The 18872-nt window shown below is 43.2% G+C and carries 17 protein-coding genes; 4 read left to right on the top strand and 13 right to left on the bottom strand.

Features of this window, described 5'->3' with window-relative positions:
* Nucleotides 1-49: 49 nt before the first annotated feature.
* Nucleotides 50-1165, bottom strand: coding sequence for a WavE lipopolysaccharide synthesis family protein (locus Q9G97_RS05970; RefSeq protein ID WP_305900123.1), 1116 nt, complete (start codon nucleotides 1163-1165; stop codon nucleotides 50-52).
* Between the two features lie 254 nt (nucleotides 1166-1419).
* Here Q9G97_RS05970 and Q9G97_RS05965 point away from each other — a divergent pair, with 254 nt between their 5' ends.
* Nucleotides 1420-2073, top strand: a complete 654-nt coding sequence (locus Q9G97_RS05965) for a DUF2238 domain-containing protein (RefSeq protein WP_305900122.1) — start codon at nucleotides 1420-1422, stop codon at nucleotides 2071-2073.
* Between the two features lie 15 nt (nucleotides 2074-2088).
* Here the strand turns inward: Q9G97_RS05965 and Q9G97_RS05960 are convergent, their stop codons facing one another.
* The gene (locus tag Q9G97_RS05960; RefSeq protein WP_305900121.1) at nucleotides 2089-2274 is read right to left on the bottom strand and encodes an NF038104 family lipoprotein; all 186 of its coding nucleotides are present in this window, start codon (nucleotides 2272-2274) and stop codon (nucleotides 2089-2091) included.
* A 154-nt stretch (nucleotides 2275-2428) separates the two neighbouring features.
* Between Q9G97_RS05960 and Q9G97_RS05955 the strand changes: the two genes are divergently transcribed.
* Nucleotides 2429-3601, top strand: a complete 1173-nt coding sequence (locus Q9G97_RS05955) for a cupin domain-containing protein (RefSeq protein WP_305900120.1) — start codon at nucleotides 2429-2431, stop codon at nucleotides 3599-3601.
* An 81-nt stretch (nucleotides 3602-3682) separates the two neighbouring features.
* Here the strand turns inward: Q9G97_RS05955 and Q9G97_RS05950 are convergent, their stop codons facing one another.
* Nucleotides 3683-5104 (bottom strand): DASS family sodium-coupled anion symporter, encoded by a 1422-nt coding sequence (locus Q9G97_RS05950; protein WP_305900119.1) that lies wholly within the window; start codon nucleotides 5102-5104, stop codon nucleotides 3683-3685.
* 346 nt (nucleotides 5105-5450) lie between these two features.
* Here Q9G97_RS05950 and Q9G97_RS05945 point away from each other — a divergent pair, with 346 nt between their 5' ends.
* A complete protein-coding gene (locus Q9G97_RS05945) occupies nucleotides 5451-5612 on the top strand; it encodes a hypothetical protein (protein ID WP_201573203.1) in 162 nt (53 codons plus the stop codon).
* Between the two features lie 66 nt (nucleotides 5613-5678).
* Here Q9G97_RS05945 and Q9G97_RS05940 read toward each other — a convergent pair whose 3' ends face one another.
* Both Q9G97_RS05940 and Q9G97_RS05935 read right to left on the bottom strand, forming a co-directional pair.
* The gene (locus Q9G97_RS05940) at nucleotides 5679-6380 is read right to left on the bottom strand and encodes a YoaK family protein (protein ID WP_305900118.1); all 702 of its coding nucleotides are present in this window, start codon (nucleotides 6378-6380) and stop codon (nucleotides 5679-5681) included.
* A gap of 123 nt (nucleotides 6381-6503) precedes the next feature.
* The gene (locus Q9G97_RS05935; RefSeq protein WP_305900117.1) at nucleotides 6504-7313 is read right to left on the bottom strand and encodes an enoyl-ACP reductase; all 810 of its coding nucleotides are present in this window, start codon (nucleotides 7311-7313) and stop codon (nucleotides 6504-6506) included.
* A gap of 314 nt (nucleotides 7314-7627) precedes the next feature.
* Between Q9G97_RS05935 and folE the strand changes: the two genes are divergently transcribed.
* Nucleotides 7628-8224 carry a GTP cyclohydrolase I FolE gene (gene folE / locus Q9G97_RS05930; protein WP_305900116.1) on the top strand — a complete coding sequence of 199 codons (597 nt, stop codon included), beginning with the start codon at nucleotides 7628-7630 and terminating at the stop codon, nucleotides 8222-8224.
* A 178-nt stretch (nucleotides 8225-8402) separates the two neighbouring features.
* On the opposite strand, the gene msrB is transcribed toward folE, so the two are convergent.
* The 8 genes from msrB to Q9G97_RS05890 all read right to left on the bottom strand — a co-directional run bounded on the left by msrB (nucleotide 8403) and on the right by Q9G97_RS05890 (nucleotide 18817).
* On the bottom strand, nucleotides 8403-9626 hold the full coding sequence (gene msrB, locus Q9G97_RS05925; protein ID WP_305900115.1) for a peptide-methionine (R)-S-oxide reductase MsrB: 1224 nt from the start codon (nucleotides 9624-9626) through the stop codon (nucleotides 8403-8405).
* 248 nt (nucleotides 9627-9874) lie between these two features.
* Nucleotides 9875-11536 (bottom strand): ABC transporter ATP-binding protein, encoded by a 1662-nt coding sequence (locus tag Q9G97_RS05920; RefSeq protein WP_305900114.1) that lies wholly within the window; start codon nucleotides 11534-11536, stop codon nucleotides 9875-9877.
* Between the two features lies 1 nt (nucleotide 11537).
* Nucleotides 11538-12713, bottom strand: coding sequence for an ABC transporter permease (locus tag Q9G97_RS05915; RefSeq protein ID WP_305900113.1), 1176 nt, complete (start codon nucleotides 12711-12713; stop codon nucleotides 11538-11540).
* Nucleotides 12713-13783 (bottom strand): microcin C ABC transporter permease YejB, encoded by a 1071-nt coding sequence (gene yejB / locus Q9G97_RS05910; RefSeq protein ID WP_201573190.1) that lies wholly within the window; start codon nucleotides 13781-13783, stop codon nucleotides 12713-12715. The genes Q9G97_RS05915 and yejB overlap by 1 nt, the downstream gene beginning before the upstream one ends.
* Nucleotides 13784-13866: 83 nt before the next feature.
* Nucleotides 13867-14646, bottom strand: a complete 780-nt coding sequence (gloB, locus tag Q9G97_RS05905; RefSeq protein ID WP_305900112.1) for a hydroxyacylglutathione hydrolase — start codon at nucleotides 14644-14646, stop codon at nucleotides 13867-13869.
* Nucleotides 14647-14711: 65 nt separating this feature from the next.
* Entirely contained in the window at nucleotides 14712-16541 is a 1830-nt protein-coding gene (locus tag Q9G97_RS05900) for an extracellular solute-binding protein (protein ID WP_305900111.1), read from the bottom strand.
* Nucleotides 16542-16783: 242 nt separating this feature from the next.
* Entirely contained in the window at nucleotides 16784-17896 is a 1113-nt protein-coding gene (serC, locus tag Q9G97_RS05895; RefSeq protein ID WP_305900110.1) for a 3-phosphoserine/phosphohydroxythreonine transaminase, read from the bottom strand.
* A 105-nt stretch (nucleotides 17897-18001) separates the two neighbouring features.
* Nucleotides 18002-18817 (bottom strand): hypothetical protein, encoded by an 816-nt coding sequence (locus Q9G97_RS05890; RefSeq protein ID WP_305900109.1) that lies wholly within the window; start codon nucleotides 18815-18817, stop codon nucleotides 18002-18004.
* Nucleotides 18818-18872 lie beyond the last annotated feature (55 nt).

Below are 18872 nucleotides of genomic sequence, written 5' to 3'. Positions count from 1 at the left end.
TCGCTTTTTTACTAAATTAGGTGCCATTAAAAACACTTTATTTAAAATATTATTGAGGATAAATTTGATTCATTGATAGCTGATTAGTCGTAATAGACACAGCATTACGCTTTAGAGCTTGACGCTCATCACCTGCCTGCAACAACACTTGATTAGGCGATCTCACTTGCCAATAGTCAGCAAACAGACGATACCAATCTTCGTGATTGACACAGTTAAGCACCGCAAACTCATCGTTTTTTACCCAGTCGTATTTCGGAAAACTTAGACCCAACTGATCGATATCAAGCACTACAAAATGCTCAGCTAAAAATCTATCGTGGCCTGCTAATATAGTCTCATCGGTCTCATTGTACAAATTTGGCACTTTATAGCCGCGAGATTTGGCATAGTTAACGGCGATATGCTGCTCGACTGCCAAGCGCGTACGGAACTGATCATCATAAAAAGTCGCCTCCATATCGTGGGCGTTATTTTCAAAATAAGTTGCGTTCTTTGTAGTCATAGGTTTCACTGACCAGTACTCTTGCAACACCTTGCGGCGGCCAAATTGCAGCCAGTCACTAACATGATAGGCCATATGCTGATAGATACTAGGATCAATAGTAAAGAAATTAGCGACCGCAATTGGCGAGTACTTTTTATTGGTTTTCTTGCCAGACTTTTTAGCTTTAGCAGTGGCTTTTTTGGATTTAGCTTTAGACTTATTCTTTGAGGTTAAAGTATTGCTATCTCGTTGCGGTGCGCCACGCTGAACGGCTTCTAAATACTGATCGTAAATACTTAGTAGGTTGGCGTTGGTTAAGTAACTATCGGCGCGCAGTTTTAACGCATATTTAGTATCTACTAATGCCATACCAGCCGCCGCTGAGGTAATTTGACGATTGGCGTTATTTGGCGCATCAAAACCGAACCTGATATTGGGCAATCCACCTGGGTCTTCGTTCAAAATCAAGCTATCGACGCCAAGCTTTTGCGCAGTGTTATACTGAGCTGGAAACTCAAAGCTATTCCAAGTCGATAGTATAATCTTGGCATCAGGTAGCGCCGCTTTAGTCTGGGCTAAGTTATATAAAAAATCAGTACCATCGGAATTTCCTGATCCTAGCTTGTCAGGGTCAACATACCCTTGATAAACCACGGTTATTTTTTTACTTTTAATCATATTGCCCTCAAAATATGTAGTCATTGACTTATTATATTAGCAAAAAAATATTATGAATTTATAGTAAATAACCGTTAATAAGTCTTTAATTTATTATCAATAGCTCGGTGTTAGCAATTTTTATGATGAGAGTCATTGTTATTATAAAATAGACTAATTACAGCAATATTTAGATATTTTTGCTAGTGACTGCTATGATACGACTCTTTTACGTCTTAATTCTTAAGTCATGTTAATCAAGGCTAGGCTTATGTATGAGTAAGCGCTTTAATCCTGTATTTATTAGCACTATTATTGTGCTAATTGTCATGATACTTGCCAGCATAAATCCTTTAGAATGGTCAAGCTATCTACTGCACCAAGCGGGCACGCTGATATTTTTGGCAGTAATAGTAGCATTGTATCGTTACTGGCATATTAGCGCTAAGGCGTACGTACTCGCAACTCTGTTTTTATTCATCCATATCATTGGAGCACGCTATTTATATTCTTATGTGCCCTACGACGATTGGACGCAGCAATTATTCGGTGTACGATTAAGTACAGTATTTGGCTGGCAACGCAATATGTATGATCGGCTAGTACATTTTAGCTATGGATTATTGATATTTAGCGTCATGTATCAGGGCTTAAATTATGTGCTAAAAATTCAGTCGACTAAGCAGTTGATCGTATTAACATTAATGCTGAATATGTCAACCAGCCTACTCTACGAGTTATTTGAATGGGGTATTGCTACTACTCTATCGCCTGAGGCAGCAGAAGCTTATAATGGTCAGCAAGGTGATATGTGGGATGCGCACCAAGATATGGCGCTGGCATTGATTGGCGGCATTACCGCTGCTGCAATGACTGTCTTTTTTGATAGAAATAACAAGCACAAGCAGCAAGTTTTACCTATTAAGTAAGCTTATTTAGTAGGATTAATCGTCTTTTTTATCGTCATCACTATCACCAGGTATAATGGCTTTGCCGACTGCTACTGTGCCTTTGGCAATCCCCTTTGTGGTTTTATAAGCGACTTTTATGGGTACGGTGACGAGTTTATGTACGCAAGCTTGCAAGAAAAAGAGACTCGTAATAATAGCGATGATCTGTAGTTTTTTCATAAGTTTCTCAAGTTGGGTTTATACGGTTAAGCAGTCGCTTATCATAAACTATAAAGCCGATTTACTAAAGTCATTTACTAATGATGTGCCTTTCTATCAATGATAAAACGCACCCTTCCATTATTTAATTTTTATAAACATACGGATCTACCCTATGAGCGCTATACCCCTTTGTTTACCTGAATCACTCTCTGCTGAGCAATTTTTGAGCGAATACTGGCAAAAAAAGCCGTTGTTGATTAGACAAGGATTACCTCAGCTCATTGGCATGTTTGAACCAGAAGATATCTTGGCCTTAGCGCTAGAGGAAGAGGCTAGTGCCAGATTATTGACTCAGTCCGCTGCTAAGCAAAACAATGAGCCACAATGGCAAGTCAAAAAGAGTCCGCTGACAGAGACAGACTTTGATAATTTACCCGAACAGTGGACAGTGCTAGTACAAAATCTAGAACAGTGGTCAGCCGAGCTTGGGCTGTTATGGCAAGCGTTTGACTTTATTCCGCAGTGGCAGCGCGATGATATTATGGTCTCTTACGCACCAAAAGGCGGCTCAGTTGGCAAACATTATGATGATTATGATGTATTCTTAGCTCAAGGCTATGGGTCACGGCGCTGGCAACTTGGCAAGGTGTGTGATGAGCATACTGAGTTTGTAACAGGCGAACCTATACGACTCTTTGATGATATGGGTGAGATAATTTTTGATGAGGTATTAGAAGCTGGTGATGTACTATACGTGCCCCCTAAATTATCGCATTTTGGCTTAGCGCAGGATGATTGTTTGACCTTTTCATTTGGCTGTCGCCGTCCTAATTTGATGCAAATTATCGATAGTCTGGCCGATGTGGCAACCAATGATAGTCGTCTATTCACCCCGATGCTACTACTGCAAGCGTCTCAAGCGTCGGGCGAGCTGCAAGAGGACAGTATTGATGCTATAACTCGTCAACTATCACAACTGCTGCAGTCTAAGCAAGGCGCTGATATTATTCGTCAAGCAGTCTGTGAAGTGGTCAGCCGCCGCCAGTATGATGCGCTAGTGCCAGAGGAAGCTCTAAGCACTGATGAGCTGATGCAAGCTTTGGCTGAGGGTGCTACTTTGCAAGCCGATTATAGCAATCGCCTGCTTTATAATCAGTATGATGGCAACACTACTCTATATGCTAATGGACAAAGACTAGACGGATTGGATAATACCGCAACTGCGCTGTTAAAGCGCTTTGCTGATGGCGAGCAAATCCAGCAAGGTGATATTGAAGATATCGATCCTGATGAGCTAATGGAATGGCTTGAAAACGGTTGGATATGGCTGGATTATATTGGCTAGAGTCTAGGGTCTGTTGAAAAAACCGCTATCTAACTCATTTAGACAGCGGTTTTTTTGATATATCGTTAAGTTAATAAGCCGTTATAGTAAAAAGAAATACGCCCACAAACCAACGACGAACATAGCAATAATATTGAGCACGACTCCAACTCGTATCATCTCCGATTGTTTTATGAGCCCTGTACCAAATACAATAGCATTTGGTGGTGTTGCAACAGGCAGCATAAAGGCACACGACGCACCGATACCGATAATCAATACTAACACTTCAGTCGGTACGCCCATTTGCTCTGCAATCGCGGCAAATACAGGAACTAGCAATGCAGCAGATGCCGTGTTAGAGGCAAACTCTGTCAAGAAGATAATAAAGGCCGATACAGCAATCATCACTAAGATTAGTGGCGCAGTTGCTAAAGCATTAGCCACTGTTTGACCTAGCACTAAAGAGGCGCCAGACACTTTAAGTACCGTTGATAATGCGATACCGCCACCGAAAAGCATGAGTACGCCCCAGTCAGTATTGTCTGAAACTTGTTTCCATGACACCAGTCCACAACTAACGACAGCTGCCGCCGCTGTCAATGCAATCACAGCATCGGTATCGGTAATACCAAGCGCGGCACCAAGCTGCTTAGAAAATATCCAGCTAAGCGCAGTCAAAATGAAGATGATGATAGTGACTATCCGTGGCTTGTTCCACTCGATAGAGTCGTCTTGGGCAAGTGTTACTTTACGATTAAGGTTAGGTTTAAGCACAAAGTACATGGCACCCAATAACAAGGGCAATAGCACTAGCATAATTGGAATACCAAACTTCATCCAATCGATAAAGGCAATACCTAAAGCGTCGGCAGCAATAGCATTTGGCGGTGAGCCGACGATAGTCCCTAAACCGCCAAGACTTGCGGAATAAGCAATACCTAGAAGCACAAAAACAAAAGTCCCTCTATCTTTTTCACGATCCACTTGGGTAAGAATACCTAGAGCTAGTGGTAGCATCATCGCAGCCGTAGCAGTATTCGATATCCACATCGATAGAAAAGCGGTAACGCCAAATATTAAATATACTGCCGTGCCAAGCTTACCACCTGACATCGATAGAATTTTTAGAGCAATTTTTCGATCTAATTGCTGTACATGTAGGGCGGCTGCCAAAGCGAAACCACCGAAAAATAAATAGATAATAGGGTTGGCGAAACTCTCTAAACCTATTTTGGCATCAAACTCTGGTATACCTACTAAGGCACCGACGACTACCACCAATATAGCAGTAATCGTCACGTGGATGGCTTCAGTCAACCATAATGCGCCTATAAAAAATAGCACTGCTAGACCTTTATTAGCATTGATATCATAAGGCAATACGTTATAGATAATGACACTGATAATCGCGGCTATAGCGACCACAATTATTCCTTTACCTGTTCCTTTGGGAAAAGTATCCGTAAATAAATACTCATTGCCATCATCAGGAATATGGCTATCTAATCTTTGTTCTGGCATGACTCACCCTCATTACATAAGAGACCTAGTAGATAATATAAAGTTAATTTTTTAATTAGGGTCTGTTGCTATCTAAAAAAAATGATAGTAACAGACTTTTATCTATAGAAACACAAGAATGTGCAAAGTATATAAAACCATTATAATACAGCGTGTTGAACATTATCTTAGAAATAAGTACTCAGGTACTTCTTAAATATTCTCTGTACAATATCTCTATCAGCAGGTATCTCTTTACACACAGATACCAAAGAGATGTAATGATACTCTATTAATGGTATCAATATTAATTCATAATTAAAGAGTTAAGACATCGTTATATAATAATAACTAAATGGAGCATACTATGACACGTAATAAAGTTGACCCAACCACTAAGCTGGCGCCGAAAGATATTAATCAAGACGATTTAGCCAAAGAGGATCAGCAACGTACTGATGATTCAGCACTAGGTATGATGCAAGCTATGCATGAGCATGAAGACCACAAAGATGCTGAAGACGAATAGTCTGATCTAACAGCTCTACCACTGTAAAAGCTGTATATTACAAAAAGCGCTTACCACTGTTTATATTTATAACTGTGATAAGCGCTTTTTGCGTTTAGGTTGTCGTCTCTCTGGTAATCTATCAGAAGCTTTGTTATAAACAAATGCTGCTATCAATACGATAGTAATAGGCACAAATAATGATCCGTAGCCGATTCTTGCATACAAAAAAGCCCCGACTACCCCGCCGCCGCAAAAGCAATACCAAATGATAGCTTGAAAGCCAAGCGTCGGTTTACTAATAGAGCGTCCTGCCAGCCAGTTGCCGATTGAAGCACCCATATCCGACGTCAAGCCTGTTAAGTGAGTGGTACGAATGACCGCACCGCTATAAGTAGCAACCATAGCGTTCTGTAATCCGCAAGCCATAGCAGCGGTAAGCTGACCTAAATAATCGTGCTGCTGATAGAGAACATAGCTGAGCAGCAGTAAAGCCGCCTCTATATATAGCGCGTTACCGTAGCGCCGGCCCAACTTTAGAGAGGTCTGCCCGATCACAAAGCCACTAAGTATAGAGCCTGCCAAAAAGGCCAATAAAGACGCACTAATATAGAGAATGCTACGTCCATCAAAATGAGCAATAGCGGCTGAAAATAAGCTTACGTTCCCTGTGACATGCGATACGGATAAGTTAGTAAAGCCCATTAGCGCGGCAGTGTTCAGACAGCCTGCGCTAAATGCCAATACTGCCCCGCCCCACAATATCCACCTTGGAAGTCTGGTTATCATAGCTATTGCCTATAAGCTGGTCGCTCAAAAATGCCCTTAGTATAACCAAAAAAGGCCGCCCGTTGGCCGCCTTCTGAAACTTATTTAAACTATTATCACTTAAGTTATATAACCTTGCTGAGACTATTTTTCAGTATCACCCAACGTCATGAGCTGCTCGCTAATAGCGACGGTGTTAAAACCGGCATCAACGAACATAATCTCGCCTGTGATACCTGAGGCCCATGGCGATAACAAGAACAATGCAGCATTACCAACTTCCATTTGGCTCACGTTACGCTGTAGAGGGGCTATCTTTTCGCTGATATCAAGCATTTTACGGAATGACTTGATACCACTTGCTGCTAGCGTACGGATAGGACCTGCTGAGATAGCATTAACTCGGATGCCCTCAGAGCCCATAGAAGTAGCAAGATAGCGTACGCTGGCCTCTAAGCTAGCTTTTGCCATACCCATGACATTATAGTTAGGCAGTACTGATATGCTGCCTTCATAAGTGAGCGTCAACATAGAGCCATGACGCATCGCTAGTAGCTCGCGCGCTGCTTTGGCGAGTGCTACAAAGCTATAGCTTGAGATATCATGAGCAATATGACTACCCTCGCGAGTGGTCGCGTTGACAAAATCACCATCAAGCTGATCCATCGGCGCAAAGCCAATGGCATGAACAACACCGTCAATTCCATCACCCCAATGAGCCGTTACTTGCTCAAAGCAAGCAGCGATAGACTCATCAGAGGCCACGTCACACTCAAGGACAAGATCCGCTTCAAACGCTTCGGCTGCCATATCTACCCGTTTTTTTATTTTATCATTAGGATAGGTCAAGATCAGTGAAGCACCCTCACGGTGCAGCGCTTCAGCGATCGCCCAAGCGATAGAGAGTTTGCTTGCGATGCCAGTTACGACAAAACGTTGTCCTTGTAGTAGCATAATAAATCCTTATTAAATAGTTAAGCTATTAGGGTATTTTAAATCGAGCAATCAGATGGCTCATTATACAGCAATTTAATTAAGTAAACAGACGTAAACTAATAGCGAGCTAAAGAATTGATCTTTATAGACAAGCCTTGCTATATTGCTTTGCCTATAGCGGTATGAAACTAAGTGAGTTTCAAGTATAATCACAGTCCTTTTCAGCTTGCAAACACTTTATAAAATCTTGGTTCATCGTGCTTGGTTCACTATGATTGAAACCCTAAGATTTAGCGTTATGCTATACCCACATTTTGGATGGCTGCCCCCTTATGAGTAACACTCCAACTATAATCGCTGATTATCAGCAAAGTATTGAGTCCTATCGTCAGCTAATCAGCTCAACGGGCGAGGACTTAGAGCGTCCAGGTCTAGAGGACACGCCTCAGCGCGCAGCAAAAGCGTTTGCGCATTTAACTCAAGGCTATCATCAAAACCTAGAGGAAGTCGTCAATGATGCCGTATTTCCCTCGACCAATCGTGAGCTAGTATTAGTACAAAATATCGAGTTCTACTCCCTTTGTGAGCACCATATGCTGCCTTTTCATGGTATCGCCCATATCGGTTATTTACCTAACGGACAAGTGCTGGGTTTATCCAAGTTTGCTCGTATCATTGATATGTTCGCCCGTCGCTTGCAAATCCAAGAGAATCTTAGCGAGCAAGTGGCGCAAACCATTATGGATGTAACAGGCTGTCGCGGGGTTGCCGTGGTGATGGATGCTGCCCATATGTGTATGATGATGCGCGGGGTGAGCAAGCAGCATTCGACTACTCGTAGTACTGCGATGCTTGGTGAGTATATGCACGATAATCAAGCGCGTAATGAGTTTTTAAACGCACTACCTAGACGACAGCCTGCGTTTTGAATATTGTACGTCCATTAAAAAAAATGCTGACTCAATAAAGTCAGCATTTTTTATTATCAAAATATTCAAACCTGAACAGAAAACCAATCAATAAGAATCACTCAATAAAAATCGTTCACTATAGCGATGCTTAACCATCAGTGAGCGATTTGTTTAAATATAAAAAAAGTGATCAAACTTAGCTAGCGGTTTTTACCTCATCGATCCAATTACCATAGCCCGCCGCTTCCATCTGAGCTAGTGGTATAAAGCGCATCGCCGCCGAGTTCATGCAATAACGCTTGCCAGTCGGTGCTGGACCATCATCGAACACATGGCCAATATGCGAGTCTGCATAACGACTGCGTATTTCGGTACGAGTACCAAAGATACCTGGATCGGCTTTTTCAACCACCATCTCAGCGTTTAGCGGACGAGTAAAGCTTGGCCAGCCTGTGCCAGACTTATACTGATCGCGAGAGGAATATAACGGCTCGCCCGATACGATATCAACGTAAAGTCCTGGCTCTTTATTATCCCAATATTCATTATCAAAAGCGCGTTCGGTACCATCCTTTTGCGATACTTTATACTGAATACTACTCAATGATTTTTTTAACTCATCTTGTGAAGGTTTAACAAAGGTAGCTGGATTAAAGCCTTTGCTCGATATAGCGCTACTTGTTGTATTCTCACTTGCCTTTGACTGCGCAGCAATATCGGCAGCAGTAGGCTTGAACTGGTTAAAGTCCAGCTCATAGTCTTTGCCATAGACGCTCTCAATAAATTGATAGCGACCAGAGTTAAAGGTATAGGCTTTATAGCGTAGTGGGTTCTTTTTATAATAGTCCTGATGGTACTCTTCGGCTGGATAGAACATCGTAGCAGGGACGATCTCAATCACTACTGGCTTCTCATAGACGCCTGAGGCCTGTAGGTCCTGTTTAGCGGTTTCTGCAATTTGTTTTTCTTGTTCGTTATGATAAAAAATAGCAGGGCGATATTGAGTACCACGATCGACATACTGACCATCAGCATCAGTGGGATCAGCAATCCGCCATAATGCTTGCACTATGCCATTATAAGTAATTTGAGTAGGGTCATAATAGATTTGCGCAGCTTCAGTATAGCCTGTGCCCCCTGCTGATACAGTATTGTAAGTTGGGTTTGGCGTATCACCACCAGCATAGCCTGAGACTACTTCAATCACCCCAGGTATCTTCTCATATCCAGCTTCCACGCACCAAAAACAACCACCAGCTACCGTCGCTACGGCTAAGTTTGGATCCGTTGGTGCATAAGGGTTGACAGCGGTTGGGTTCTTAACGGTAGTGCTATTGTCAGTAGCAGTACAACCTGCGTATAGTGCACTGCTGGCTACTATCGCCATACCAATGACTTTGGCTTGTATTTTGAAGTTCATAAGAAGCTCCTAATGATTTTCTAGTAATTTATAGTCCTATTATATCTTTTAGGTATCACCGAAATATTTTTATTATGTAGTTTATTTACCTAATAACAGTCAATTTATAGCTGACAGTTACCTTAAGAATACATTACTAATGACTAATTACCTTGAAGTAAAATTAAACGCTCATAATAAAATATAGTTTGGATATTGGCATCATAACTTGGTATCTGAATCAAGTTATAAACCTTACTTAGGCTATTTTATAGCTGAATACTTGCCTGTAATAATCGTTGCGCATAAGGATGCTGGGGGTTATCAAAGATAGCTTCTGTTGCGCCTGACTCCACACATACACCTTCTTTTAGCACCATAATATGCTGACAGAGCGCGCGAACTACTTTTAGATCGTGGCTGATAAACACGTAGCTGATATTAAATTTTTGCTGTATTTCACGTAGCAAATTAACAACGGTAACTTGAGTCGTACTATCGAGAGCTGAGGTGGGTTCATCCAGAATAATCAAGCGTGGCTGCATCACCAATGCTCTTGCGAGCGCCACGCGCTGACGCTGACCACCTGATAGCTCATGCGGATAACGATGGACAAAGTCAGTCGGTAGGTGCACCGTGGTTAAGCTCTGCATAACGGCATCCTCGCGCGCTGCTTTTTCGATGCCTTGGACTAGCAACCCCTCCTCGACAATTTGCATCACGGTCATACGCGGATTAATACTAGCAAACGGATCTTGAAAGACCATCTGAATCTGCGCACGAAATTTGCGTAGATCACGTTTAGATAGTGCTGTGATATCTTGACCATTAATCGCTATTTGACCCTTAACTGTTGCCTGATTACTAAGCAATTGACTGAGCGCTAAAGCAATAGTGGTTTTACCTGATCCCGACTCGCCGACTATCCCTAAAGCTTGGCCTGCTGCTAGCGTCATATCGACATCTTTTACCGCATCAAACCAGCGCTTAGTTGCGCCAAATATATTTTTTTCAATCGGGAATTGCACTTGTAGATCATCAACTTGTAATACAGCTGCTTTATCTGACGCTTTGAGCTGCTCGATAGCAAGCGCTTGTCCAAAGTCTTGCTGCATGAGGGTACGAGTATACTCAGCCTTGGGACTGGCAAAAATCGTAGCGGTCGCACCTTGCTCGATAGTATGACCTTGGCGCATAACGATAAGGTCATCGCTATAGCGCTTAACGAGATTTAGATCATGGCTGATCAGAATCATCGCCATATTATGATCCGACTTGAGATCATTGAGCAGTGCTAATATCTCATGCTGCAAGGTCACGTCCAGCGCCGTGGTTGGCTCATCCGCTATTAAGATATCCGGCTGCTGAGCTAGCGCCATGGCGATCATTACCCGCTGACGCTGACCACCAGATAGCTCATGCGGATAGCGATCTAGCTTATCTTCAGGATCGATAATATTGACATCATTTAACAGAGTGATGGTTTGCGTGCGCCATTGCTTTTTGGCAACGCCGCTTAATCGCAGCGATTCAGCGATTTGCTTGGCAACAGTATGTAGCGGATTGAGCGCGGTCATCGGCTCTTGAAATATCATACCAATACGCTGACCACGAATAGCTTGTAGCGATTTATTACGATTACGGGCATTGACAATAGGCAGCTCAAGCATATTGTTATTATTAATGCTGTCCGCTATTTGTACCTTGCCGCTGACTGTCAAGCTCTCAGGCAGTAGCCCTAATAGCGCTAAGCTGGCAATAGACTTACCAGAACCTGACTCACCGACGATAGCAAGTGTCTGACCTTGGCAGAGCTGATAAGAGAGCTTATCAACTAGCACTAGTCCTGCTTTGGTAGTGATAGTTAGCTCATTTACTGTCAATATTGGCTCAGGAATTGGCACTATAGGTATTTTTTTATTAATAATCATATTAAGAGCGCCTCGGATCAAAGGCATCACGTAGCGCTTCGCCAATGAATATAAGCAGCGATAAAATAAAGGTGAGACTAAAGAATCCTGATAAGGCAAGCCACGGCGCATCTAAGTTGTTTTTACCTTGTACCATCAGCTCTCCTAACGAAGGCGAGCCTGGCGGTAGACCATAACCTAAAAAGTCGAGCGCCGTTAAAGCAATAATATTAGCGGTCAAAATAAAGGGCAGCTGCGACAAGCTCGAGGCTAGCGCATTAGGTAAAATATGTCGCCACATGATTTGACTATCGCTAACCCCTAAATTACGCGCCGCGCGCACATAATCAAAATTACGCGCCCGTAAAAATTCTGCTCGCACTAAACCTACCAGCCCCATCCAGCCAAATAGTAGCATCAAGGCAAACAGTACATAGATGCTAGGGCTGAACAGACTGACAAGAATAATAATCATAAACAGCTGCGGCATCCCGCCCCAGACTTCCATAAAGCGCTGACCCGCTAGATCGACCCAGCCGCCATAATAGCCCTGAATAGCACCAACAATAATACCGATCAGCGCGCCTGCTAAAGTCAGCGCTAAGCCAAACAGTAGCGACACGCGCAAACCGTAGAGAATACGCGCCAGCACATCGCGGCCTTGGTCATCTGTACCCAGCCAGTTTTGACTATTGGGCGCAGCAGGATAAGGAATCGCCAGCTCGACGTTTGGCGTTTGATCGGCAAACGGTATTAGTGGCATCACATAATAGCCTTGGGCATTTATTAATTCTTGAACCGCAGGATCTTTATAGTTAGTCTCAGTCTCAAAGATACCGCCAAAGGTCGTCTCAGGATAGGCTTTGGCAACAGGGAAGTAATAGCCGCCATCGTATTGCACCATCAAAGGTTTGTCATTGGCAATGACATTAACCGCCATACAGATGACAAAAATTATGGCAAAAATAATCAGTGATACAAATCCTAGACGATTACTTTTAAAGCGCTTTAGTCGCGCTTGCCAAATAGGATTTAAGCGTGATTTTTTATGAGCAGATACGGTCAGATTGGAGTCAAAGGGTGGCTCAGATTCAGGATGTTGAGAGGGTTTGGAAGAGCTAGAGTCCCGTAAACTAGTACTAGCAAGCTTGGCATCAGTAGTAGCATGAGGATCAGGTGCTATATGAGAAGTTGACATTAGCGACCCTCAAAATCAATGCGCGGATCGATCAAGTGATAGCTTAGATCACTGATCAGCTGCAGCAGCAGACCCAGTAAAGTAAAGATAAATAGCGTGCCAAAGATCACAGGATAATCACGCTGTTGAATAGCCTCAAAACCTAACAGTCCAAGCCCATCTAACTTAAAAATAATCTCAATCAAGAAGTTACCCGCAAAAAATATCCCAACGATAGCCGCTGGAATACCAGCAATAATAATCAGCATCGCATTACGAAACACATGCCCATAGAGCACTTGGCGCTCGCCCAAGCCTTTGGCGCGTGCGGTCAGTACATACTGCTTGCCAAGCTCTTCTAAAAAGCTAAACTTGGTCAAATAAGTCAAGCCTGCAAAACCGCCAACGGTGCTCGCTAGCAGCGGCAAAGCTAGATGCCAAAAGTAGTCTTTTATTTTGCCAAGCAAGGATAGCTGATCAAAATTCTCTGAGGTCAAACCTTGTAATGGAAAGATATTCCAATAGCTGCCGCCTGCGAAGAATACTAACAATATCACTGCAAATACAAATACAGGTATCGCATGACCTATCGCTAACAGCATAGCGGTCGCTTTATCGATACCTGAGCCATGATGCATCGCTTTATAGACACCAAGCGGAATAGCAATCATATAGATGAGCAGCGTGCTCCACAGACCAAGGGAGATAGAGACTGGTAGTTTTTCAATGATTAAGTCGGTCACTGACTGACCCTTAAAGAACGACGTACCAAAATCTAGCCGCGCATAGTCTTTTAGCATGATCCAAAAACGCTCAGGAGCAGATTTATCAAAGCCATATTGCGCATTGATAGCGGCGATCATATCGGCTGATAAACCGCGGGTGCCTTGATAAGTGCTATCGCTACCACCTGCGCTACCAGCACCAACATTACCGTTTAGCGCATTATCTTTAGCGCCTTGTTCAATGAGTGCTAATTGTTGTTCTACAGGCCCACCAGGGGCTGCTTGTACAATGACAAAGTTTGCCAATAATATTAAGAACAGCGTCGGTAATATCAGCAGCAGCCTCTTTAAGATATAACGACCCATAATGGCGGCTTCCTGACTGGCAAATAAAATTTAGATAAAAATACTTATAACAAAGCAATGTAAAATAAAGCTAAATAGCACTTTTAAAAGTTATCTTTAAGCTCGCGTAATGCAGCAAACACAGTCAATGGCTCTTCATCTTTAAGCGCCATCTTGGCCTGAACTCCTGCAATGACACTAGGCTCCTTTACTCGTAAAAATACATTGACCGCGCGTTCATGCTCTAAGGTAACAGGCAACGTACACACACCTTGTGCCGTTTGCTCTTCGGCTTGTGCCAGCGCTTGTTGTATAACCACATTATCAGGCTCAATAGTTAGTGCAAAACGTAAGTTATTAGCCGTGTACTCATGGGCAGGATACAACAAAGTATCAGCAGGCAACTCATTAATGCGCTTAAAGCTTCCAAAAAGCTGCTCGATAGTGCCTGTGAATACTCGACCACAGCCGCCGCTAAATAAGGTATCACCACAAAAACAGTGCTTGCGACCCTCATTATCTAACACATAGGCAATATGACTGCCCGTATGGCCTGGGATATCCCAAACTTGTGTTGAACAGCCCCAAGCGCTGACCGTGCTGCCATCTTTAATCGTTTGATCTTCTTCAACGCCATGTTCGCTATGGGCGACGATATGCGACATCGGAAAATACTCTTGCAGCTCCATCACCCCGCCCGTATGGTCAAAATGATGGTGCGTGGTCCAGATTGAGATTAGCTCAAGCCCATGCTCTTGCATATACTCGGCAACTGGGGCCGATTGACCTGGATCTATGACGATAGCTTGTTTATTATTTTTATTAATTAATGTCCAAATATAATTGTCATTAAATGCTTTGATTGGATGAATATGCATATCCATAGTAGATCCTTATTTTTTAACAATGTTTTTAGCAACGGTTTCTATTGTACTCTAAAGGATTTAGTTTAGCGGTTTAAATACTTATCGACACGCGCCTCGGCCTCAGCATCTACCCACCAATAATCAATACCGACAGCGTTAGTCGGCAAAGTAGCATGACGATACTGATCCCAATACGCGACATTAGTGCCTGATTTACCATATAAAGGGACTAGATAATGACCTGCGCGCAGCAGACGATCGAGCACATGAGTATAGAGTACAATCTCATCACGACTCTCAGCATCAGCGAGCGCCTCAACGACTTTGTCGATCGCTACATTCTTAATGCCCATCGTATTATTATTGCCTACCTCATCAGCGGCAGCACTACCCCAATAGCTAGCCTGCTCAGCGCCAGGCGACAAGCTTTGCGCGAACACATCGACGCTCATATCATAGTCATAGCTACGCATACGCTCTTGGAACTGTGGCCCATCCACTTGGCGCAAATTGGCATCAAATCCCAAACGCTGGATACTACGAATATAAGGTAATAATACGCGGCTTAGAGAGTCACCTGTCATTAGTATCTCAATTTGCGCAGGCGTCCCATCAGGCTGATACAGCTTCATATCATCATAATAAAAACCTGCCGCAAGTAACAACTTACGTGCATTGAGCAAGCCTTGGCGATTAAAGCCGCCACCATCGCTGGCAGGCAATTGCCAATTGGCCAAGACTTCCTGACGCTGCATAGGCTCAAGACTAGGTAGTAGCGGTGTTAAAATTTCCATCTCCTCGGTAGACGGCGTACCTGTAGCTGCCAATTCTGAGCCATGAAAAAAGCCTTGCAAGCGCTCGTATTGATTATGAAATAACGTCTTGTTCATCCACTCAAAATCATAAGCGAGACTTAATGCTTTACGTACGCGAATATCTTGAAACAACGGCCGTCTATTATTCATAATCAGCCCTTGCATTGGCACTGGATTTTGAGTGCTTATTGACTCTTTTTTGACCATGCCAGATTTTACCGCGGGGAAATTATAACCTTTTGCCCAGTTAGAGGCTTTATTCTCAGGGCGAAAGCGGTATTGACCTGATTTGAAACCCTCAAAAGCAATCTCATCGCTCTGGTAATAAACAAACTTGATCCTATCAAAATTATAACGCCCACGATTGACCATTAGATCTTGTCCCCAATAATTTGGGTCACGCACATAACTCACTGATCGTCCCGCCTCGACGCGTCCCAGCTTATAAGGGCCGCTACCCATCAGAGGCGTTAGGCTGATTTTTTCAAAGTCTTTATCGATAGAAGATTTGGCAAATACAGGAAATTGACCGACGGTTAATAAAATCTCTTTATTGTCGCTTGATGCAAAGACAAACTTTACGCGCTGCTTATCAACGATTTGCACTTCTTTAATATCGCCTAAATAACTACGTATAAACATCGGGCCTTTGATCAGCAATGCATCATAAGTTGCTTTGACGTCATCACTGGTAACGGGCGACCCGTCCCAAAATTTTGCGTCAGGGTCAATGTGATAAATAATCCAGCTGGTATCGTCTGGATCGTAGGTAACTTGACTTGCCAGCTGTGGATACATGGTAAAAGCTTCGTTTAGCGAGCCGGTCATCAGCGTATCATACAGATAGTCAGTACCTATCATCGCCACCCCAGTGGTCATCCACTTATTCGCCGCATTAAAAGTACCGCGCGTATCTAAGGATAACGTGCCGCCTGTTGGCGCATCTGGATTGGCATACGGCATATAAGGTGCGTTGACATACTCGGCAGTGCTATTGTGCCCAAGTGCTGACACCGTAATAGGCGCAGCATGGCTGGCTGCTATCCAACTGATGGTTAGACTGGCTAATGCGGTCTTTATGAAGGTAGTTTTTATCATAGTGAATACGGTGAAAAACCTGTGCGCTTAACTAGGTGACTAATATTGTAAATATTTATCATAGCAAACTTCGCTTTTTTAACCTAATGGTTTGCGAAGTTAGCAATACAGATAAAGCTGTCAAAGGTTTAGAGCGTGTTCAACTTAAAATAAAAAAAGACGTAATCACTATGTCAGTAACTACGCCTTGTCAGTAATTGCGCCTTTTATCTACATAAACAAGCTACTATCTCTACTACTACCTAACCATACTTCTTCTCAAAATCTTTCATAAAGTCAACCAGCTGCTGCACCCATTCAAGTGATACTGCATTATAGATGCTCGCGCGCATACCACCGACTTCACGATGACCTTTTAGATGTAATAATCCAGCCTTTTCTGACTCCTCAAGGAATACTTTATCCAGCTCACTATCTTTTAGCGTAAAAGGCACGTTCATGATCGAGCGATGCTTAGTCGCAACCGAGTTATGATAAAACTCACTGTCATCGATAGTCTTATAAAGCAGCTCTGCTTTTTGCGCATTGATGTTGCCGATAGCCTCAATACCGCCCTGCTCCTCTAACCAGTCAAAGACTAACCCTGCAAGATACCAAGAGTAAGTCGCTGGCGTGTTCGACATCGACTCCTTTTCGACTTGATGAGTATAATTCATTAGTAGCGGACACCATTCACTTGCCTGCCCAAGCAAGTCGTCACGAATAATGACAATGACTAAGCCTGCAGGCCCAATGTTCTTCTGCGCACCCGCATAGATCATCCCATAGTCAGAAACATCAATAGGTTGCGATAAGATACACGACGACATGTCAACGACAAGGGGTACATCAACTTTTGGTGGCTCAAATATTTGTACGCCATGAATGGTTTCATTGGCACAATAGTGAAAATAAGCCGCATTGTCACTCAGCTTCCACTCACTTTGTGCAGGTACGTCAGTAAAGCTAGAAGCTTTTCCTGTCGCCACCTCGACTACTTCACCTAAGCCTAATGCTTCGTAACGGCGAGCTTCTTTAATTGCTTTGGCTGACCACGTACCTGTGGTGAGATAATCAGCATGTCCGTCTTTAAGCAGATTCAATGGAATCGCTGAAAACTGTAAACTGCCGCCCCCTTGCAAAAACAGTACTTTATAATTATCAGGAATAGCCATCAACGAGCGTAGTTTGGCTTCCGCCTTTTCGGTAATCGCTAAATATTCTTTACTGCGGTGACTGACCTCCATCACCGATACACCGCGACCTTGCCAATCAAGTAGCTCATCTTGCGCCCGCTCTAACACTTGAGTCGGTATCGTTGCAGGACCCGCACTAAAGTTAGGGGTACGATGGGCAACAGGTTTGTTATCAGTCATAATTATCGTCCTAAATAGGTTTGAGTTAGATAAAAGAAAAAGAGTCGAACAGTTTTAATTATAAGGTGCGTTTGGTATCGGTGTGCAGTGATAAACTTATTTATTTTACTGAGAAATTTGCTCCCACAGCTGACGCTTAAGCGTGCTATCTGCAAGCATAGTATCCAAGGTCACGACGCTGACCAAATTAGGATAGGTCAAACCAGCAGGCAGCTCAGTTAAAGCAGCAACTTGACTCTCCTCACTGCGCCCTATTTTGAACAGGTAACCTGCAAGGCTAGCATTGGCAAGCTCAGCTGTGTCCATGCCCGCGCAAATAGGAAAAGAGATCGTGTCACACTCTAACGATAAAGCTTGAGTAATATTTTGCCACAGCTTTTGGCTATCACTGTTAAGCGCTTGGATATCAACGATAAGCACCCAATTATTATAGCGCCCGCCCTGCAAGTCAAAAGCTGCTACTTGGTCTAAAGTGGCATTATCAACATTATTAAAATTAGCGTTATCAAAGGAGTCAAGGTTAGTAGGCGCAGTCGTTTGCTCAACCAAGGGCGCAACAACATCTGCCACTGTCGGCATGTCTTGTCTTGCTCTGGCAGCAACAGCGTCAGAATCCTGCGTTACAGTATCTACATTATTTGCCCATTTGCTATCTGCTGCGACTAAGGGCGATGCTGTCAAATTTACCGCATCTGAACTTACAGCATCTTGCTTGCTCATTGACTGACTAACAGGGTTATCAACAGAGGGTTGATCGATATGAGCTACTTTAGTCGAATGAGCAACATCCTCTATATTTAGAGTCGCAGAGCTTGGCTGTATCCACTGCCCAACACCCATCATCGCCAAAATCTGCCGCTGCTGTACTTGCTGCTGCAGATGGCGTTGTTGTAATACGGTAACATTTTGGGTATTACTCATGAAAAGGGGCTTATCCTAATTATTCTGACAAAAGATACTAAAATGTGTTGATACT

This window comes from Psychrobacter sp. M13, from assembly GCF_030718935.1.
Lineage (GTDB): Bacteria > Pseudomonadota > Gammaproteobacteria > Pseudomonadales > Moraxellaceae > Psychrobacter > Psychrobacter immobilis_G.
The sequence above is the reverse complement of the archived record's forward strand: the minus strand, read 5'-3'. Positions and strand labels throughout refer to the sequence as shown.

Excerpts from the sequence above, each read along its gene's own strand:
- Q9G97_RS05965 (WP_305900122.1), top strand. The coding sequence starts at position 1,420 with ATGAGTAAGCGCTTTAATCCTGTATTTATTAGCACTATTATTGTGCTA.
- serC (WP_305900110.1), bottom strand. The coding sequence starts at position 17,896 with ATGACTGATAACAAACCTGTTGCCCATCGTACCCCTAACTTTAGTGCG.
- gloB (WP_305900112.1), bottom strand. The coding sequence starts at position 14,646 with ATGGATATGCATATTCATCCAATCAAAGCATTTAATGACAATTATATT.
- Q9G97_RS05940 (WP_305900118.1), bottom strand. The coding sequence starts at position 6,380 with ATGATAACCAGACTTCCAAGGTGGATATTGTGGGGCGGGGCAGTATTG.
- Q9G97_RS05950 (WP_305900119.1), bottom strand. The coding sequence starts at position 5,104 with ATGCCAGAACAAAGATTAGATAGCCATATTCCTGATGATGGCAATGAG.
- Q9G97_RS05970 (WP_305900123.1), bottom strand. The coding sequence starts at position 1,165 with ATGATTAAAAGTAAAAAAATAACCGTGGTTTATCAAGGGTATGTTGAC.
- Q9G97_RS05960 (WP_305900121.1), bottom strand. The coding sequence starts at position 2,274 with ATGAAAAAACTACAGATCATCGCTATTATTACGAGTCTCTTTTTCTTG.
- Q9G97_RS05955 (WP_305900120.1), top strand. The coding sequence starts at position 2,429 with ATGAGCGCTATACCCCTTTGTTTACCTGAATCACTCTCTGCTGAGCAA.
- Q9G97_RS05920 (WP_305900114.1), bottom strand. The coding sequence starts at position 11,536 with ATGATTATTAATAAAAAAATACCTATAGTGCCAATTCCTGAGCCAATA.
- Q9G97_RS05945 (WP_201573203.1), top strand. The coding sequence starts at position 5,451 with ATGACACGTAATAAAGTTGACCCAACCACTAAGCTGGCGCCGAAAGAT.
- Q9G97_RS05890 (WP_305900109.1), bottom strand. The coding sequence starts at position 18,817 with ATGAGTAATACCCAAAATGTTACCGTATTACAACAACGCCATCTGCAG.
- Q9G97_RS05915 (WP_305900113.1), bottom strand. The coding sequence starts at position 12,713 with ATGTCAACTTCTCATATAGCACCTGATCCTCATGCTACTACTGATGCC.
- Q9G97_RS05900 (WP_305900111.1), bottom strand. The coding sequence starts at position 16,541 with ATGATAAAAACTACCTTCATAAAGACCGCATTAGCCAGTCTAACCATC.
- msrB (WP_305900115.1), bottom strand. The coding sequence starts at position 9,626 with ATGAACTTCAAAATACAAGCCAAAGTCATTGGTATGGCGATAGTAGCC.
- Q9G97_RS05935 (WP_305900117.1), bottom strand. The coding sequence starts at position 7,313 with ATGCTACTACAAGGACAACGTTTTGTCGTAACTGGCATCGCAAGCAAA.
- yejB (WP_201573190.1), bottom strand. The coding sequence starts at position 13,783 with ATGGGTCGTTATATCTTAAAGAGGCTGCTGCTGATATTACCGACGCTG.
- folE (WP_305900116.1), top strand. The coding sequence starts at position 7,628 with ATGAGTAACACTCCAACTATAATCGCTGATTATCAGCAAAGTATTGAG.